This window comes from Paenibacillus sp. FSL K6-1217 (assembly GCF_045040735.1).
GTDB lineage: Bacteria > Bacillota > Bacilli > Paenibacillales > Paenibacillaceae > Paenibacillus_AQ.
On sequence record NZ_CP150271.1, the window covers coordinates 5567262 to 5584897 of the forward strand.

The 17636-nt window shown below is 54.4% G+C and carries 14 protein-coding genes and 2 riboswitches; of the genes, 3 read left to right on the top strand and 11 right to left on the bottom strand.

The window, feature by feature from the left end; translation table 11 throughout:
• Positions 1-65: 65 nt before the first annotated feature.
• A complete protein-coding gene (locus MHH28_RS24620) occupies positions 66-1160 on the bottom strand; it encodes a GGDEF domain-containing protein (protein ID WP_405106396.1) in 1095 nt (364 codons plus the stop codon).
• 226 nt (positions 1161-1386) lie between these two features.
• Positions 1387-1486: riboswitch (purine riboswitch) on the top strand.
• Between the two features lie 126 nt (positions 1487-1612).
• Here MHH28_RS24620 and MHH28_RS24625 point away from each other — a divergent pair.
• Together MHH28_RS24625 and MHH28_RS24630 are read left to right on the top strand one after the other, a co-directional pair.
• On the top strand, positions 1613-3043 hold the full coding sequence (locus MHH28_RS24625; RefSeq protein WP_405106398.1) for an NAD(P)/FAD-dependent oxidoreductase: 1431 nt from the start codon (positions 1613-1615) through the stop codon (positions 3041-3043).
• 70 nt (positions 3044-3113) lie between these two features.
• Positions 3114-4631: a methyl-accepting chemotaxis protein gene (locus MHH28_RS24630; RefSeq protein WP_405106400.1), complete on the top strand. Its 1518-nt coding sequence runs from the start codon at positions 3114-3116 to the stop codon at positions 4629-4631.
• 162 nt (positions 4632-4793) lie between these two features.
• On the opposite strand, the gene MHH28_RS24635 is transcribed toward MHH28_RS24630, so the two are convergent.
• The 4 genes from MHH28_RS24635 to MHH28_RS24650 form a co-directional block, all read right to left on the bottom strand.
• Positions 4794-5147: a hypothetical protein gene (locus MHH28_RS24635; RefSeq protein ID WP_405106402.1), complete on the bottom strand. Its 354-nt coding sequence runs from the start codon at positions 5145-5147 to the stop codon at positions 4794-4796.
• 283 nt (positions 5148-5430) lie between these two features.
• Positions 5431-6009 (bottom strand): nucleotidyltransferase family protein, encoded by a 579-nt coding sequence (locus tag MHH28_RS24640; RefSeq protein ID WP_405117235.1) that lies wholly within the window; start codon positions 6007-6009, stop codon positions 5431-5433.
• A 484-nt stretch (positions 6010-6493) separates the two neighbouring features.
• Positions 6494-7807: a 2-oxoglutarate dehydrogenase complex dihydrolipoyllysine-residue succinyltransferase gene (gene odhB / locus MHH28_RS24645; RefSeq protein WP_405106404.1), complete on the bottom strand. Its 1314-nt coding sequence runs from the start codon at positions 7805-7807 to the stop codon at positions 6494-6496.
• A gap of 60 nt (positions 7808-7867) precedes the next feature.
• A complete protein-coding gene (locus MHH28_RS24650) occupies positions 7868-10735 on the bottom strand; it encodes a 2-oxoglutarate dehydrogenase E1 component (RefSeq protein ID WP_405106405.1) in 2868 nt (955 codons plus the stop codon).
• A gap of 496 nt (positions 10736-11231) precedes the next feature.
• Positions 11232-11335: riboswitch (cyclic di-GMP riboswitch) on the top strand.
• 34 nt (positions 11336-11369) lie between these two features.
• Between MHH28_RS24650 and MHH28_RS24655 the strand changes: the two genes are divergently transcribed.
• On the top strand, positions 11370-11513 hold the full coding sequence (locus MHH28_RS24655) for an anti-repressor SinI family protein (protein WP_405117237.1): 144 nt from the start codon (positions 11370-11372) through the stop codon (positions 11511-11513).
• Between the two features lie 137 nt (positions 11514-11650).
• Here MHH28_RS24655 and MHH28_RS24660 read toward each other — a convergent pair whose 3' ends face one another.
• The 6 genes from MHH28_RS24660 to MHH28_RS24685 all read right to left on the bottom strand — a co-directional run bounded on the left by MHH28_RS24660 (position 11651) and on the right by MHH28_RS24685 (position 17601).
• The gene (locus MHH28_RS24660) at positions 11651-11983 is read right to left on the bottom strand and encodes a helix-turn-helix domain-containing protein (protein ID WP_036732876.1); all 333 of its coding nucleotides are present in this window, start codon (positions 11981-11983) and stop codon (positions 11651-11653) included.
• A gap of 335 nt (positions 11984-12318) precedes the next feature.
• Positions 12319-12909 (bottom strand): TasA family protein, encoded by a 591-nt coding sequence (locus MHH28_RS24665; RefSeq protein ID WP_405106407.1) that lies wholly within the window; start codon positions 12907-12909, stop codon positions 12319-12321.
• Positions 12910-12946: 37 nt separating this feature from the next.
• Complete coding sequence (locus MHH28_RS24670) at positions 12947-13543, bottom strand: TasA family protein (RefSeq protein ID WP_405106409.1); 597 nt, start codon at positions 13541-13543, stop codon at positions 12947-12949.
• Positions 13544-13642: 99 nt separating this feature from the next.
• Positions 13643-14245, bottom strand: a complete 603-nt coding sequence (sipW, locus tag MHH28_RS24675; RefSeq protein WP_405106411.1) for a signal peptidase I SipW — start codon at positions 14243-14245, stop codon at positions 13643-13645.
• 1 nt (position 14246) lies between these two features.
• Positions 14247-15566 carry a hypothetical protein gene (locus MHH28_RS24680; protein ID WP_405106413.1) on the bottom strand — a complete coding sequence of 440 codons (1320 nt, stop codon included), beginning with the start codon at positions 15564-15566 and terminating at the stop codon, positions 14247-14249.
• Positions 15567-16623: 1057 nt separating this feature from the next.
• Positions 16624-17601, bottom strand: a complete 978-nt coding sequence (locus MHH28_RS24685) for an aldo/keto reductase family oxidoreductase (protein WP_405106415.1) — start codon at positions 17599-17601, stop codon at positions 16624-16626.
• Between the last annotated feature and the right edge of the window lie 35 nt (positions 17602-17636).

Genomic DNA, 17636 nt, shown 5'->3' on the forward strand with positions numbered 1-17636 from the left:
GAATCATCAACGAAGCTAAGGCCACACTTTGTGGGGTTATTTAGCGTACAGAGGGATGGATGGACTTAGAAGATGACGATTTTGTTCTTGCCGGTTTTCTTGGCCTCGTATAGAGCGTCGTCCGCCTGCTGAAAGATAGAGCTCTTGGAATCGCCGCCGTTATATTCGTGCATTCCGATGCTTACGGTAACTGGCTTATTGTCCATTTCGCTGACCGGAAGGCCCGCAATCCCCGTAAGAATCTTGTCCATAATCCGTCTCGAATCCTCCAGCGGTTTGGCGGTCAGAATAATTACGAATTCCTCACCGCCGTACCGGGCAGCGAAATCATCCGAGTCGATATGCTGAAGCATGACAGCGGCGACCTGCCGGAGAACAATGTCTCCGACCCAGTGCCCGTACTGGTCGTTGACCTTTTTGAAATTATCGATATCCACAACGGCCAGCTGCATAGGAAAAGGATTGCTCTGCTGGTGGTCAATCAGCCAGCCCAGATATTCATGAAAGGTCTTATGGTTGTACAGGTCAGTCAGCGGGTCGATCTTGGACAGCCGGTCCATAATGATGTTCTGGATACGCAGCTCTTGCTCTGACTTCAACGAAATCTCCAGCGAGCGCATAAGATCCTTGCCCCGGGCTATAACACCGAAGCCGGCCAGGGAGGTTCCGGCTAAGATCAGAGTGATAATGATGTTCTGGATGCGGAGCGTGTAATCGGTAATAGAGGTGTTCAGAAATAGTATGATGATGTAGATCAGGCAGATCACAGAGGAAGCCTTCAGATAATTCTCCCTCAGATAGATCATGGATACCAGCAGGGGAAGCAGCATAATCAGCGGCTTTACATGATATTCGGAACTAAGATTCAGGATAAACACGATGCCGCACAGGTGGCTTCCAAGAATGATTGAGAATTCGGATAACAGCGGCTTGTATTTATGGACAGCCTCCAGAATCAGCAGCAGGGCGAACAGAATAGCATCTGGAATCCAGATATGTCTAAGGAGATATGGCTTGCCGGACAACTCGGGCCGGTGGCCCCACATGGATAAGCATACATATAGCTGGCTTGCCATATAAACAAAAAGCGCCATCCAAAAGGTATTGAGGAGGACGCGGTTCCAGTACATTTGGCGAGGAGTGGGCGGTGGAATTTTCATAAGATGTTCCTCTTTTCCAGTGTCAATGTACTTATATATTCGACAATGTTCTTGTTTTTCCTTCTAGGACTTATGTCCGGCAATAGGTCTGGAATAACGTTCGTGTTTATGGGGCGTTTATTAGATAGTCAAAGTGTGATATTCTGTGTAATGTCGTAAACACGAACTATTAATGCTATTCATCATTGACACATTCGGATTTATTCGGTAAAATTCCAATTGGCCCGTCATAACGGGTGAAGCTGTTCGTATATCCTCAATGATAAGGTTTGGGGGTTTCTACAGGGGACCGTAAATTCCTGGCTACGAATAGGGTGCATTTTGCATACCTATGAAGAGGCCGGGATTTTTTGTGCTGCTTGCTGAAATAGACTAACATACCGCAGAGACGCTTCGCGGCCCCTGTCAACCGCAGGCCGAAGCCGTTTCACCCTGGGAGGAACAGAGGAGATATGAGTAAATATGATGTTATTGTGGTTGGTGCCGGTCCGGCTGGAATATTCGCCTGTTATGAATTAACGCTTAAGGCTCCTGAGCTGAAGGTGCTGCTGGTGGACAAGGGACATGATATCTACCGCCGCAACTGCCCGATTCTGGAGGAGAAAATCAAGCTCTGTCCGCCAGCCTCCGGCCGGAAGGAATTCGCCGGATGTCTGCCGGCCTGTTCCATTACTGCAGGCTTCGGCGGCGCAGGCGCGTACAGTGACGGCAAATTTAACATTACAACCGAATTCGGCGGCTGGATGACGGATTATCTGCCTCCCTCCCAGGTGATGGAGCTGATTGAATATGTGGACGGAATCAACCTTGCGCATGGGGCGACTCCGGTTATTACCGATCCGACCACGGAGAGCATCCGCGGCATTGAGCAGCGGGGATATGCCGCCGGGCTGAAGCTGCTGCGGGCGCAGGTCCGCCATCTGGGAACCGAACAGAACCTGGAGATTCTGAAATCGATCTATGAATATCTGCGGACACGCGTTGATATGTTATACAAGACAGAGGTAGACGACATTGTTACTGTCAAAGAGAACGGGACACACCGCATTACAGGCATTACGCTGAAGAATGGTGAGAGTCATGGGGCGGGTCTTGTGATGATTGCTCCGGGAAGGGACGGCTCGGCCTGGCTGACGGAGGTGCTGAAGAAGCGCCGGCTCAAAATGTACAATAATCAGGTTGATGTCGGGGTGCGTGTCGAAACCTCGGATGTGGTGATGCGGGAGATCAATGAGCATCTGTACGAGGGCAAATTCATCTTCAATACCTCTGTGGGTACACGCGTCCGTACCTTCTGCAGCAATCCATCCGGGCATGTGGTCGTGGAGAATCACAGCGGGGCCATGGCCGCGAACGGGCACTCCTACAAGGACCCTGCGCTGGGCTCGAAGAATACCAATTTTGCGCTGCTGGTCTCCCACACCTTCACCGAGCCGTTCGACAAGCCGAATGAATATGCACGGGAGATCTGCAAGCGGGCGAATGATCTGTCCGGCGGCGGGGTCATTGTGCAGAAGTACGGAGATATCCTGCGGGGGCGCCGTTCTACGGAGACCCGGATCAAGGAAGGATTCCTGGAGCCTACGCTGAAGGAAGCGGTACCCGGTGACCTGGGTCTGGTGCTGCCGTACATCACGATGAAGAGCCTGATTGAAATGGTGGAGGCGCTGGAAAAGGTAACCCCCGGCATCGCCTCCGAGCATACGCTGTTCTATGGCGTAGAAGCGAAATTCTACTCCGCCCGTCCGAAGCTGACGGATGAGTTCGAGACCGAAATCTCCGGCCTCTACTGCGGCGGGGACGGGGCGGGCATTACCCGCGGGCTGGCGCAGGCCGGAGCAGCCGGTGTCTGGATCGCCCGCGGCATGATGGCGAAGAAATAGTTTCCTTAATTTAACTCTGCTGATATAATGTTAGAATACATAACATGATAGAGTGGAGTGAACGCGCAGAATGGGAATTCACCGGGGCAAGGCTGCTATCGTTATTATTTTACTGCTGTGTGTGGGGTTGTATGGGCTAGGGATGGAGATGCACTGGATTCATAAGGTTGTCTATCTGCTGCTGATGGCGGCGCTTGCCGGGCTTGCGCTGGATATCCGCCGGAGCGGAGTGCTCGGAGCCGGGCAATTGGCGGAATCCCGGAGCCAGGTCGAGCTGCTTGGCAATGAGATTGTCGTTACCTCGGACCGGCTGCATGGTGCCCTGGAGGAGATTACCCGCCATACCGAAGGGCTTCAGCAGACAGCGGACTATTCGCACGCTTATGAGGTTGAACTGCAGACCCGCAGTAATGAGGCGAAGGCCAACATTGAGGGGGCTTTTGCCACGATGGGAGGAGTCGCGGCGGTGACCGGACAGATTGGAGAGCTGACCGGACGGCTGGGTGCGGCGATGCAGGCGGCGCGTACAGGGATGGCGGGAATGGTGGATTCCCTCAAGAATACAGATGAGGTCATGGACGAATTGCAGGTGCAGAGTGGAGATATGCTGGGCAAATTCACGGTCTTAAGCGGGCATATTGCGCTGGTGGAGGAGATGAACTCCCTGATCGTTCGCATCGGCAACGAAACTTCGCTGCTGGCCCTTAATGCTTCGATCGAAGCTGCACGTGCCGGGGAATCGGGCCGGGGCTTCGCTGTGGTTGCAGGGCGGATCAGACAGCTTGCCGATCAGAGCCGGGATTCGGTGGAGCGCTCCTCGGCGGTGCTGCTGGATCTCAATCATGGAGTGCGGGAGGTGCTGGAGTCGGTCACGAAGGAGCAGGCTGCGGTTGCACATGGGGTGAATGAAGTGGCGAAGGTGAAGCGGCGTCTGGGCGATATCTCGGCCCGCGTGGAAGAGGTAGGGGTTATCGTTACGGAATCAGCGGCGGCTGCAGAGCGGCAGAGCAGGCTGATCGAAGAGGTGACCGGCGAGCTGAGCGGCGCGGTGGGAATTGTCAATGAGACCATAGCGGGCGTAGACCTGACCTTGGAACAGGTAACCCGCCAGCGGACACAGATTGGACAGCTTAATGAGATCAGTGCAAGCCTGCTGCTGGAGTCTCAGACCCTGCAGCAGGCTGTGAATGGAATTGCCGGACGCGAGGTCATTGAGCTGAGCCAATATACGGCGCGGCTTCAGGAAATGCAGGCATTGCTTCAAGAGATAGCAGCCAAGCAGGAGATGTACGCTGCGGATGCGGACATCCATGGCAGAGTGCTTACAGCCTGCAAGCTTAAGATGCCGGATGTGCAGGCGATCTGGTCCAACCGGACGGATGGCACGTTCATCTACTCCGAGCCTGCGGCCGGGCTGCTGAATGCGAAGCGCCGTGACTGGTGGAACGGAGCGATGGCGGAAGGCCAGTACGTCTCGCAGCCGTATGTCTCGGCCATTACTAAGCGTTCCTGCATTACCCTCTCCAGAGCGATTACGAACGGACGCGGGGAGATCGTCGGTGTGGTAGGGATTGACCTGGCAGTCTAAGTGCAGTGAACAGTGGGCGCAAACGGTGCAGTAAGGGAAGATGGTACGGTGAGAAAATGCACCTATCGCGGCAGCTCTGAACGAAAAACAAAGTCATAGACTGCCGCTATGTTGTTGAACAAACGTTTCTCGTTAGCTCAATAAACAGTTCATCAAAAATTATCACTTCACTCGTTCGGAAATATTTTTACTTATTTCTTCAGGATTTTCAACACCAATGATCAACTTTGATATTTTGAACTTACCAACTTTAACGCTATTCAAATCTAAATGAAGAGTTTCAAGCTCATTTTCAAAAAAGTGCAGTTGATAACCGCCGTTTGATCTAAATAACCCATTTCTCATTCCTCCTAATAAAGCACCATATAGTTTAAAAGCATTTGGTATCGGTCTGCCTGTTGTTATTCCTGTGATTGAAGAGTATGGGATTTGCAGCCCTTTATCTAATTTTAAAAAGGGTGAGTTTCCAAAGTCGATATTTACGTAGGTTTCCATTAGTTGAATTTTACGTTCCATATTTTAATTCCCCCATTGTCGAATAATCCATTTATTTCATAACCCATAATTACATATAATACCACAAACACCTCTTTTCTTCATAAAGGTCTTAACTGCCCGTTAGCTTAAATAGCTTTTTTTCATCGAGAGACATAGTGATTAATGCGCAATACGAAGATACAGAACTATTGGTTCATACAACGAAGCTTGCTGGCATTAACCCATAAGAGGGGCAGGCGGTCCTCCCGTTAAGGGGACAGCCTGCCCCTGTTCGGGCTGTAGAAGCCGCTCTGGCCCAGCACTACAGATGATCCGCCGGGAGTACCCGCAGCCCGTTCCAGATGCTCTGCCAGTTCTTGCCGGCAATCCGCTTCTCATACACAGGCAGCAGATGCGGATGTGCTGCGAAGTATGGCGAGGGTCGCAGGATCAGATCAATTACATCGGCAATTCCATGCGGAGCGGCCAGGATCACTTGTCCGTCCTTGTTAAGGGAGAGACCAAGTGCTGTGGCTGTCTCCGGGAATTTGGACATGCCGTTGGTGGAGGAGTGATAGGGTGGGAGGTTATTGATCGTGTGCATTCTGGCCTGATTCTTGACGGACCAGGGGATGGCGGGATGATGCGCCTTCAGCCGTGCCTCCCAGTGCTTCTCCACTTCCTCCCGCAGGTCACTGGGGTCATAATAGATAACATCAATATCTGCCAGCGGCGTTCGATGGGTGAAGCCATGCTGAACATCCCAGATCTTGGAGCGGACGAATCCGGCACAGACCCACCAATCCGGCAATTGCAGTGTGCTGACGGATTCTAAAATGTCCATCATCCAGGCATCCTCCTTCACCAGCCGGAGAAAATCGGATTCGTTAAGAATCGGCATCATTACTTGAACCTCCATTGGAGCATAGTTAATAACTTTTTCTATTATATACAACTTAAGGATGGCGGCGCGCGGAATGCTATAAGCATCACATCTTATAATGGGCGGATCGATTGGCCTGTGTGATGTGTGATGTGTAATGTGTCGAGTGAAAGTGCAAAGTGTTAGTTTTGAGTGCCAAGTGCCGATAATCCGTTTCAGTAAAGTTGCAGTAATTACAACTTTTGTTCACACTTCCCCGGTTGTTTGGCGAGATTGTTGCAGGAAATGCAGGAATTATCTTGCTTAGCGACTTTGATGGGAGGAAATCCTGCATTTCGTGCAACAATCATTCATTTTGGTCGTTTTAATGAGGGAAATGTTGTTTTTTGTGCAGCAGTTTCATTATTACTAACCCAAAAAACAGGCATCCGGCAGAGCGGGTTCGCTCTACGGATGCCTGTTTGTATATAGGTGGAGGGGTGAGAAGGCTGCGGCGAGAAGGTTACCCTTCCAGCAGCAGAGCTTCCGGGTCCTCCAGCAATTCCTTGACTTTGACCAGGAAGCTGACCGCTTCTGATCCGTCCACGATCCGGTGATCGTAGGACAAGGCGATGTACATCATCGGACGGTTGACTGTGCGCTCCTCATCCAGCGCAATCGGGCGCAGCTGGATCTTGTGCATGCCGAGAATGCCGACCTGCGGGGTATTGAGGATTGGCGTGGACAGCAGGGAACCGAACACACCGCCGTTCGTGATCGTGAAGGTTCCGCCCTGAAGCTCCGGCAGGCTGAGCGTGTTGGCGCGCGCCTTGGAGGCGAGCTCGCCGATCCGCCGCTCGATCTCAGGGAAGCTAAGCCGGTCAGCATCGCGGACGACCGGCACGACCAGGCCTTCCTTGGCAGCTACGGCAATCCCGATGTCATAGTATTTCTTCAGCAGGAGATCTTCCCCGTCGATCTCGGCATTCAGCATAGGGTACGCCTTGAGCGCGCCGATGACGGCCTTGGTGAAGAAGGACATGAAGCCGAGTCCGACCTCGTGCTTCTCCTTGAAGCCATCCTTGCGGCGCTTGCGGATGTCGAGAATGGCGGTCATGTCCACCTCGTTGAAGGTGGTCAGCATCGCAGCCGTCTGCTGCGCTTCGACCAGGCGGCTGGCAATCGTCAGCCGCCGCCGTGACATGCGCTTGCGCTCGGTGGCTTTGCCGTCCTCGGCGTGCGGTGCCTTGCCCGCTGCGGGCGGCGCGGGCTTCGCCGGCTCCGGCCGGGCGGCCGCCGCCGGAGCTGACGGCGCAGCAGCCTGCGGCCCGGCTGCGCCATGACCATCGACATCGGCCTGACCGATCCGGCCGATAGGGTCGCGGGCACTGACCTCGCCGAGGTCGATGCCCCGCTCCCTGGCCAGCTTGCGCGCCCCCGGCGAAGCCAGGGCCGCAGTGCCGGCAGCGGCTGGCTCAGCCGCTGCTACACCAGCCGCCGCCGGCTCAGCCGCTGCGGCAATTGCGGCAGCAGCCGGCGCGCTGCTGCTCTGCGGAGCGCTGCCTGCTGCCGGCTTACCGCCGCTGGCAGCACCTGCACCGGCGGCGCTGCCGATGATGCCGATGGCTTCGCCAACGGCAACGTTCTCGCCCGCCTGGCGCAGGATGGAGGAGATGACACCGTCCTCCTCCGCACTGATCTCCAGATTGACCTTGTCGGTCTCAAGCTCGGCAAGCACATCCCCCTGGCCGACAGTGTCGCCCTCTTTCACCAGCCATTTGTAGATCGTTCCTTCGGAAATTGATTCGCCCAAATCAGGTACTTTTATCTCGGACACAGGCCGTTACCTCCCCAAATATAGTGGTGTGCATGATATTGTATGACCGCCTTGCTGTGCTCAGGAAGACGGTACAGGTGCTTGCACTGCAGCATTCAATTTCAGGGCTTCTCTGACGATGCGCCGCTGCTCAAAGCTGTGGACATCGGCATAGCCGCTGGCCGGACTGGAACGGTCCGGACGGCCGATATACTGGACGGTAACCTTCTGCGGGGCGATGGCGCGCAGCCGGGATTCGGCATAAGTCCACCCGCCCATATTCTTCGGTTCTTCCTGCACCCAGACGATTTCCTCCAGCGAGCTGAAGCTGCTGAGGTGAGCGCCAAGCTCGCGTTCCGGGAACGGATAGAGCTGCTCCATGCGCAAAATGTGCAGCCAGGAGAAGTCCTGTCCGCGCGCGGCCTCAAGCTCCGTCTGGAGGTCGATGGCCACCTTCCCGCTGCATACCACGAGACGCTTCACCTCTTCAGGCTTGCTGCCAAGCAGCGGCTCGGGAAGAACCGGCTGGAAGGTGCCTGAAGAGAGGTCCGCTCCGGCCGAGGTGCTGCGCGGGTTACGGATCAGGCTCTTCGGTGCCATGACGACCAGCGGCCGGGCATCCGGTTGTCCGCAGAGCGCAGCCTGGCGGCGGAGCAGATGGAAATACTGCGCAGCGCAGGTCAGATTGGCTACGGTCCAGTTCTCCTCGGCGGAGAGCTGCAGGAACCGTTCCATTCTGGCGCTGGAGTGCTCCGGCCCCTGGCCTTCATAGCCATGGGGCAGCAAGATCGTCAGATTGCTGCGCTGCGTCCACTTGGCGCGGCCGGCGGAGATGAACTGGTCGATAATAACCTGGGCGGCATTGGCGAAGTCGCCGTATTGAGCTTCCCAGATGACGAAGGTCTCCGGTGCGAACACATTATATCCATATTCGAAGCCGAGTACGGAAGCCTCGGACAGCGGGCTGTTGTAGACGCCGAACGAAGCGCGGGAATCACTCAGCTGATGCAGCGGAGAGTAGAGTCCGCCGTTCTCGCTGTCATGCAGGACCAGGTGACGGTGGGCGAAGGTGCCGCGCTGCGAATCTTGGCCGCTGAGGCGGATCGGCGTGCCGTCCTTCAGGATGGTGGCGAAGGCAAGGGTCTCTGCCAGCGCCCAGTCCACCCGTTCCCCGTCATTCAGCGCATCCTTGCGGCGCTGGAGAATGCGTTCCAGCTTCGGATAGACCTTGAAGCCGGAAGGTACGCGCAGCAGCTCGCGGTTAATCTCCTGCAGCCCGGCCAGCGGGAAGGCGGTCGGACGCGGCTTAGAGCTGTCGTTATCCAGCGCGACGGAGGTTTTGGACTCCGCATTCTTCTGCTTGCCTTCCTTCATCTGGTCGAAGGCCTGCTGGAGGACGCTCTCGGCCTCGGCGATCATGTTCTTCACATCATCGGCAGTGATTACCTTCTCACGCTGAAGGCGTTCCGCATAGGAGCGGTAGACGGTAGGGTGATTGCGCACCTTGCTGTACACAATCGGCTGGGTAGTATCGGGATCATCCATTTCATTATGCCCGTGGCGGCGGTAGCCGATCAGGTCAATCAGGAAGTCCTTCTTGAACTGATGGCGGTAAGCGCTGGCCAGACGGACTGCGGCAATGCAGGCTTCCGGGTCATCGGCATTGACATGCACGACCGGAATCTCATACCCTTTGGCCAGATCGCTGGCATAATGGGTGGAGCGGGAATCCTCGCTCTCCGTGGTGAAGCCGATCCGGTTATTGACGATAATATGCACGGTGCCGCCATTCTGATAACCCTGCAATTTGCCGATATTCAGCGTCTCGGCGACAATGCCTTCGCCCGGGAAGGCGGCGTCGCCGTGCATCAGCACAGCCATGGCCTTGCTTGTATTCAGCTGAGGCAGGCCCGGGGCGCTGCGCTCTTCCTGTGCGGCTCGAGTGAAGCCCTCGACCACAGGATTGACGAATTCAAGATGGCTCGGGTTGTTGGCAAGCGTGATCCGGGTACGCACAGTCTCGCCTTCGCGGACGGCACGGTCAGCCCCGAGATGATACTTCACATCCCCGCTCCAGCCGTAAGTAACGCCCATGGAGCCTTCCGAAGGGAACAGCTCTTTGTTCGGCGAGTGATGGAATTCCGAGAAAATAATATCATAAGGCTTACCCAGAATATGAGCCAGCACATTAAGTCTTCCGCGGTGGGCCATGCCCATCAGAATATGCTCTGCGCCATCATGCGCGGCAGCCCGCACAATCTCATCCAGCATCGGCACGAGGGCGTCATTGCCCTCCAAGCTGAACCGCTTCTGGCCGACGAAGGTCTTGTGCAGGAAGGTCTCGAAATGCTCAACCTGAATCAGCCGCTTCAGCAGCTCCTTGCGCTCTGTATTATTCAGCGGGGCAGGGGAGGTCATGGATTCCGCTTGGCTGTTGAGCCAGCGCAGCTCCTGTTCATCGTGCACATGGCCGAATTCATAGGCGATGGTCTGCGTGTAGGCCTTGCGCATTCTATGGACGGCATCCATAGCGGTATGCACATCCGCCGGGGCATTGTCCCAGATCAGCGAAGCGGGCAGGGCATTCAGATCCTCGCGTGTAAGCTCGTAGGTCTCCAGCTCCAGCCATTTCGCCATCGGGTTACTGCTGCGCTCCAGCGGGTCAATGTCTGCGGCCATATGGCCGTATATACGAATATTGGCGATCAGCTTCGAGGCCTTGACAGCCTTCTTGAGCCACTGCGCATCTGCGGATACGGCAGGCCTTGGTGCCCTCTCGGCATCTGGAGCCAGAGGAGGGGGGCCGGATACGGTGAAGAGATCGCGGTAATGTTGTTCAACTGAAGAGGGGTCCTTAACAAATTGCTCATACATCTCTTGGATGTAGCCCAGGTTCGGGCCGTAGTATTTGTTCCATACTGTGTCGTTATAGGGCTCTTTGACTGCCATGAATAGGTCCTCCTAACGGATAAACTCCACGCGAGGCATCCAGTGTGCCACTTGGCGGAGCTGCAAATGTTTGCGGTTTCATTCTCATCTTATTGTGCTACTTTCCGGCAGGGTAATCAATTCATACTTTCGCGCAATCCGTTCGCAATTCGGCATGATTCATTACCGTATTCATACGGAACTATCATAAATAAGCTTTAATACTCTAACTGTCCATAATATATGCAAATGGGTAATTGTCTCTATACAATGTCGCCGTGTAGCGGTATGGCGGGGCGGTTACGGTTCCCCTTAGTATAATTAAACTATTACCCGGGGTTTGAACTTGGAACTGGGAATATTTATACAAGCCGCTGCCAATTTCGGCTACGTTTCCTCACATTTTATCATAAAAAAATTCCAGAAAACGACACACTAATCGCGCATGATCTTGTATAATGTTATTGCGGAGAACGGTTTCATTAATTCTTGCCAGATCCTTTCATGATGGAAAGGGTCCAGTAAAGGGTAAACCTGCCGAAAGACAGGGGCACAAAGTCTCGGATCTAAAGTAGGGATACTACACAGTAGAAATACTACTATGATGGCCGGACTGCCTGGGGACGCGAAAATTCTAGGAGGAGATTTCTTGGATATGTCCAACCAGGAGAATGACGAGTTGCAGGCAGTTGATCTGGATTTAGAATGGGTGCATTTGCTGATGTCTGCCAAACAGGCAGGGATCGCGGCGGATGATATCCGCCGGTTTCTCAGTGAAAAGGCGCTCCAGGCGATGTAAGGGCGGTCATCATTGTTCGGATACATACAGAAAAGGCACAGCGGACGGTAGCTGTGCCTTTTCTGTATGTCAGGGAGGGATTTCAGCTCCGAAGGCGGTCTCCCTGGCATGTACCCCTGTAGCTTATAATGCCACGTTTAGTTGTCCTTTTGTTCCATGCGCCATTTCTGGTAATCCAGGAATTCCTTGAATTCACGTTTGCTGATACCGGAGGCCATGGCCTCCTGAACCAGCCGGAACCATTCCCCGTCCAGGGCCTGTTCTTCCGTCTCGGCCAGTCCGCCGTACAGCAAGGCATGAATGGATACCTGAAGCGCGTCAGCGATTTTTTCGATGAATTGAATGGAGGGGTTGGATTGAATATTCCGTTCCACATTACTGAGGTATGATTTCGCCACATCAGCCTTATCCGCAAGCTCGGATAACGAATAGCCCTTCTCCAGACGGAGTTTGTGGATGCGGCTTCCCATAGTATCTGACACGATTACAACGCCCTCCGTACTTTTTTTGTTAAAAGATAAGCATCTATGATGCTTCGCGCAATCCATTGTCCTTATCTTTCTCGCTGAAACGGTACCGCCGCTAAAAAAGGACGGCAAAGTCGTTTCCACTAGTCAGTATAACAAAAAACCGCAAGACGGACAAAATCATTGAACCGGGCAGCAGGGAAAAAATAAACGGCATACCGCTCCCGGCTGGGGGAGGATATGCCGTTATTCTTGTAGTTCTCGCTGAAACGGTACCGTCCTATACAAAGGACGACAAAGCCTTTTCCGCCTACAGATTCAGTCCCTGACCTGCCTGCCTACTTGGCTTCTCCCAGTCCCTGAAGCGCATCGAAGGTCCAGTTCAGCGATAAGCCGTCACCCTGGAAAATGTTCTGATCGAGCGTGTTGTCTACGAACTCGAAAGCGATCTTGAAGGTCTTGGACCCGGCAGCGGCAATCCCGCCCGGCAGTACGCCCGCCGCTACGAGATCATAGCTGGGGGTGTTTTTCAGATCCTTCAGGGAGATCTCGGACAGCACATGGCCGCTTAGGGAACCGCCGGTATACGAATTATCGAGGAGCTTGACCTTGAAGTGGTCTCCGAGATCCTGGCCCGCGTTATCCCCCTTGGCATCGGTTACAGTATAAGTGCTGGCGAGCTTGAGGAATTTGATATCCAGTGTGCCGTCATTGGACAAGGTGAAGGTGCGGACGGTGTAGTCTCCCGGCTTCAGGTTCGTCAGCGCTACCGGTGTATTGAAGGAAGAGCCGAGCTTCAGCGTACCGGCGGCGAAGGTTGCCGTGCTGGTGGCTGTGGAGCTGAAATAAGCGAAGGTGCCCCCGCCGATTAAAGACAATCCCAGTGCTGCCGATGCTACGCCAAGACCCAATGTTTTTTTGATTCCCATGATTTAATTCCTCCTTGGATGGTTTGTTTGTTATGGATTATTTGAGAGTGCCTTTTTCCTGGTTAGCTTCGAAATTCAGTGTCAGTGCAAGCGTGTCGCCCTGATAATAGTTCTGCGGCTGGAGGGTCTCCTTGAAGGCGAACTGAATGGTCAGGTTATCCGAGGTGCCGGCTTTAATGCCGGACTTCTCTCCGCCTAAGATCGCTCCGATAATTCCCCGGGCTACCAGATCGGGACTCTCCTGCTCCAGATCGGCCAGTGAGATGACCAGGAGCGGCGATTCCTTCTTATCCTTGTTCAGGAGGAAGGTCACGATAATATCATCCTTGAAATTATGGGAGCCGTTGTCTCCCTGGGCGTCTGTAATGGCCGATGAGGTGCGCAGTACCACTTTGGGAATATTGAGCGTCCCGTCATTTTTGAGTTTGAAGTCCCGTAAGACGGTATCGCCCGGCTTGAGGTTGCTGAGATTAACAATGACAGAAGGATCGGTTTGCAGTGATAAAGTTCCATTGTTAAAAGAAGCAGAAGAAGTGGAAGTACTGCTGAAGTAAGCGAAGGTGCCTCCGCCGACCAGGGTTAAGCCTAATGCTGCCGATACAACGCCGAGACCTAATGTTTTTTTGACGTTCATTGATTCATCCCTCTCTTATGAGTCTGCTTTGTGCATAGCCGGTGCTTCCGGCAAGCTGTATTGTGGCTCCGCGTTTCGTAAACGGGAGAGAACAATCGGTCATTGTACGAGGTCAGTGAAAGTATCCGGCCCTCCGCCGCTGGCTGCGGATGACGCGACATTCTTCTTTTCCAGTGCCGCTACGGCCTTCCAGGAAGAATACAGCGCGTAGAGGAGCAGAAGCAGTCCGGGAATAATCATCAGCACTATGCTTCCGGCTTTGGAGACTGCGAAGCTCATGGCATAGCCTACATAGGGGACAGTCACGCCGGTGTACTCGCCTACCACATTCGTGGAACTGACGGCTGCGGTGTCGGCTGAATCATTACTGTCGCCCTTGGTGGTGTAGCTGGCTTCCCCCAGAGCACTGTTCAGCTCGGCATCGACCACGCGGTGGGTAATCAGAATATTATCGGGATTCAGAAAAGTGATCACATCGCCCTTCTGGAACCGGGTCATGTCCCCGCCGGGCTTAATGGCCACGATGGAACCGGTCTGGATGCCGGGCTCCATGGAGCCGGATAATACCGTCTTGATCTGGTAGCCGAAGAAGGAGGGCTCGCCGCCGGAGGCCTTGGAGATCACAACGGCTGTGATCAGCACCAGGAAGATGATCAGGATCAGTGTGGAGATGATCGTATTGGCTATTTTTCGGATGCGCATCTTATTCGCCGCCTTTGCTGGTATCGGATGGTGGAGCCGGAGTAGCTGTAGGAGAGGGCTGCCCGCCGTCCACGACAGTACCTGGAATTACGCTGCCTGGTTCATGATCTGGAGTTGCCATCGGTAAAAGAATCTCAGGCGCAGGCGTGGCCGCTGGAGCAATAACCTCTGCTGCTGCTGAAGCTGTGGGGACTGGATTGTCCGTTACAGGCGCTTCGGGAGCAGGCTCCTCTACCGGCTGGCTTTTGTCAGGAGGACTGGTTGCGGGCGGTTGATTCTTGGCTTGTTCGTTCTCCAGCTCCAGCTTCAGCGCTTCGTCAGCAGCCTTCTGCTTCTCTAGGGCGAGCTGTTCGGCTTCCTCGGCCTGGGCTTTATCGGCCTTTTCAAGCGCTAGGCGTTGCTCTTCCTCTTGCTGTGCCTTCGCCTTGTCTTCAAGGGCCGTCTTGGCCTTATCGACTTCTGCCAGCCGTTCCTGCAAGGTATGGATTGTGGAGGACAGCGTATCCTTGGAGACTGTTAATTCGGTATTCAACAGCTCATACGTACCCAGCAGCGCGGGGGATACCTGAGAATCTGCATAATAGGTGCTGGTTACCACAGAGAGAACAGGCTCTTCAGCAGGGAAGCTGTAATCATCCTGCCGGAGAAAGATACGGTCCGGATTGCCGGTGGGCAATGATCCTCCGATATCATGAATCGAGCCGAGGTACTGCACAATTCCGCTCAACGTCTCCGCCAGCGGTTCCGACAGAATCCCGCTTTGTTGAAGACTCTCCTGAAGGTTGTTGAAGAACTGTGCGTCACGGATTTCCAGACAGTTAGGGTCGAGGTTCACCATATATCCTCCGAGCTTGTGCAGAATGGCCGCTGCGTTGCCAATTTCCTGCAAAATTTGTTGCCAGACCGTCCTATTGAAGCTCAGTTGCGTCTCTAGTAGGGTGATCTCGCTGCCAGCTTGAGTGAGCTCAGACGAGAGTTCGCCCGCAGCCTGATCCAGCTCTGCAAGCGACAACTCTCCGGCAGGGACTGAAGTGTTATACACTCCACTAATGTTATAGCTGCCAAGGGAAGCCTTCAGCTCTATGAGGGTATTCAGATGCCCGCTGAATTCCGACAGCAGCTGCTCAATCTGACCCGGGAAAACCGGGCATAGCCCGATGGAGCTGATCTGTTCCTGGGAAGTCTTGAACTCTCCGTAGGTGCTGCCGATCTGACCCGAGGTATACATCAGAAGAACAGATACAGCCATACCCGATTGCAGAATCCGCAGGCCGAGCTTCCGGGTCTTCCGTGTGCGCCGCTTGGCAGATCTGGGGTACATAGCTAAGCCCCCTCTCAACATGCTGATGATTATTCGTTATATTCGTTCTTAATAAAGAACGATATCGTAAGCAAATCATACACTGCGCGGCTTGGAAAAGAAAAATGTTAATTTCAGCGGAATGTTCGCAATAAAGTACAAATCATTCGCGATATCTGGCTTTATCTGCTGATCTCGCTGTTTTTCATAAATGTTCTTAATAAAGAACGGTTGGAGGTGTAGGATGGGGAGGTGGGGTGAGGAGGGAGAGTGGGGAGAGTGGGGAGAGTGGGGAGAGTGGGGAGAGTGGGGAGAGTAATGAAGAGCACTAGTGCACCTGAATCTGCCGAAAGCGGGCAGTAGGCGGAAATGAGGAGCACTAGTGCACCTGAATCCGGCAAAAGTGGACAGTAGGCGGAAATGAGGAGCACTAGTGCACCTGAATCTGCCGAAAGTGGGCAGGAGGCGGAGATGAGGAGCACTAGTGCACCTGAATCCGGCAAAAGTGGGCAGTAGGCGGAAATGAGGAGCACTAGTGCACCTGAATCCGGCAAAAGTGGGCAGTAGGCGGAAATGAGGAGCACTAGTGCACCTGAATCTGGCGAAAGTGGACAGTAGGCGGAAATGAGGAGCACTAGTGCACCTGAATCTGCCGAAAGTGGGCAGTAGGCGGAAATGAGGAGCACTAGTGCACCTGAATCCGGGGAAAGTGGGCAGTAGGCGGAAATGAGGAGCACTAGTGCACCTGAATCTGGCGAAAGTGGACAGTAGGCGGAAATGAGGAGCACTAGTGCACCTGAATCTGGCGAAAGCAGATAATACGAGGTGGTGGCTGCAACACGATCCGACGGTGAGGGATAGGCACCAGTTGGCGGAGCGATCGGGTTAGTGTATACCGATGCAAAGAAGGTACTATCCATAAATGGAAAGTACCTTCTCCGGCGTACCTGTTCAATTTCGATGTACCTGTTCAATTCCGGCGTACCTGTTCAATTTCGATGTACCTGTTCAATTCCGGCGCACCTATTCAATTCCAATGCACCTGCTCATTAATGCGGTTCTCCAGCAAACTGCATTCTTAAGGCAGCTTCTCCCCGCGAGAGGTGACGTACAGCTCATACCACTCCTTGCGGGACAGCTCCAGCTGGTCTGCGCCTGCACAGGCGGAGATCCGCAGCGGATTCACGGTGCCGATGACGGGCTGAATAGCTGCGGGATGCGTCATCAGCCAAGCCAGTACGATGGCCTCGGGGGTCGTGCCCTTCTCGTCAGCAAGCGTCCGTACCATGGCCGCTGTCTTTACAACCTTATCCGGCTGGCCTTCAAGCGGCCGTCCGCTGAAGAGTCCCTGGGCCAGCGGGCCCCAGGCCTGGAGCTGGATGTTCCCGGCACGGCAATATTCCATAGTGCCCTCCGGGAACGTAATATCCTTCCACGGGTCGCGGTTCACGCTGAGTACGGCGTCCACCCAGCTGATTTTGGCCAGGCTCATGTGCAGCTGATTGACAATGAACGGCTCGTCGCAATAAGTCTGCAACAGCTGGATCTGGGCGGCGCTCATGTTGGAGACTCCGAAGTGGCGCACCTTGCCGGAGGCCTTGAGCTGATGCAGCGCTTCGGCGACCTCCTCCGGGTCCATTAGCGGGTCGGGGCGGTGCAGCAGCAGAATATCAATATATTCTGTGCCCAGCCGAGAGAGAATTCCATCGACACTGGACAGGATATGCTCCCTGGAGAGGTCGAAGCTGTTGGAGAGGTCGCCCGGCTCCATCAGCTTGATGCCGCATTTCGACTGAAGGATAATATCCTCGCGCAGCCCCGGGCGCTCCTTGAAGATCAGTCCGAATACCTTCTCCGCCTTGCCCCGGGTATAGATATCCGCATGGTCAAAAAAATTAATGCCCACCGACAACGCCGCATCCAGCGCCTCATGTCCCTGCTTCATATTCGCGGCGGTGATTGGCTCACGGTCCCAGCCGCCGCCCAGCCCCATGCAGCCCAGGGCGATACGGCTGGCGGGTATGCCGCGCCGGTTAAGGGGTAACGCTCTCAGCAATGTGATCCCTCCATAGCAATTTCAGCTTGTGAATG

Excerpts from the sequence above, each read along its gene's own strand:
- MHH28_RS24620 (WP_405106396.1), bottom strand. The coding sequence starts at position 1,160 with ATGAAAATTCCACCGCCCACTCCTCGCCAAATGTACTGGAACCGCGTC.
- MHH28_RS24625 (WP_405106398.1), top strand. The coding sequence starts at position 1,613 with ATGAGTAAATATGATGTTATTGTGGTTGGTGCCGGTCCGGCTGGAATA.
- MHH28_RS24630 (WP_405106400.1), top strand. The coding sequence starts at position 3,114 with ATGGGAATTCACCGGGGCAAGGCTGCTATCGTTATTATTTTACTGCTG.
- MHH28_RS24635 (WP_405106402.1), bottom strand. The coding sequence starts at position 5,147 with ATGGAACGTAAAATTCAACTAATGGAAACCTACGTAAATATCGACTTT.
- MHH28_RS24640 (WP_405117235.1), bottom strand. The coding sequence starts at position 6,009 with ATGCCGATTCTTAACGAATCCGATTTTCTCCGGCTGGTGAAGGAGGAT.
- MHH28_RS24650 (WP_405106405.1), bottom strand. The coding sequence starts at position 10,735 with ATGGCAGTCAAAGAGCCCTATAACGACACAGTATGGAACAAATACTAC.
- MHH28_RS24655 (WP_405117237.1), top strand. The coding sequence starts at position 11,370 with ATGTCCAACCAGGAGAATGACGAGTTGCAGGCAGTTGATCTGGATTTA.
- MHH28_RS24660 (WP_036732876.1), bottom strand. The coding sequence starts at position 11,983 with ATGGGAAGCCGCATCCACAAACTCCGTCTGGAGAAGGGCTATTCGTTA.
- MHH28_RS24665 (WP_405106407.1), bottom strand. The coding sequence starts at position 12,909 with ATGGGAATCAAAAAAACATTGGGTCTTGGCGTAGCATCGGCAGCACTG.
- MHH28_RS24670 (WP_405106409.1), bottom strand. The coding sequence starts at position 13,543 with ATGAACGTCAAAAAAACATTAGGTCTCGGCGTTGTATCGGCAGCATTA.
- sipW (WP_405106411.1), bottom strand. The coding sequence starts at position 14,245 with ATGCGCATCCGAAAAATAGCCAATACGATCATCTCCACACTGATCCTG.
- MHH28_RS24680 (WP_405106413.1), bottom strand. The coding sequence starts at position 15,566 with ATGTACCCCAGATCTGCCAAGCGGCGCACACGGAAGACCCGGAAGCTC.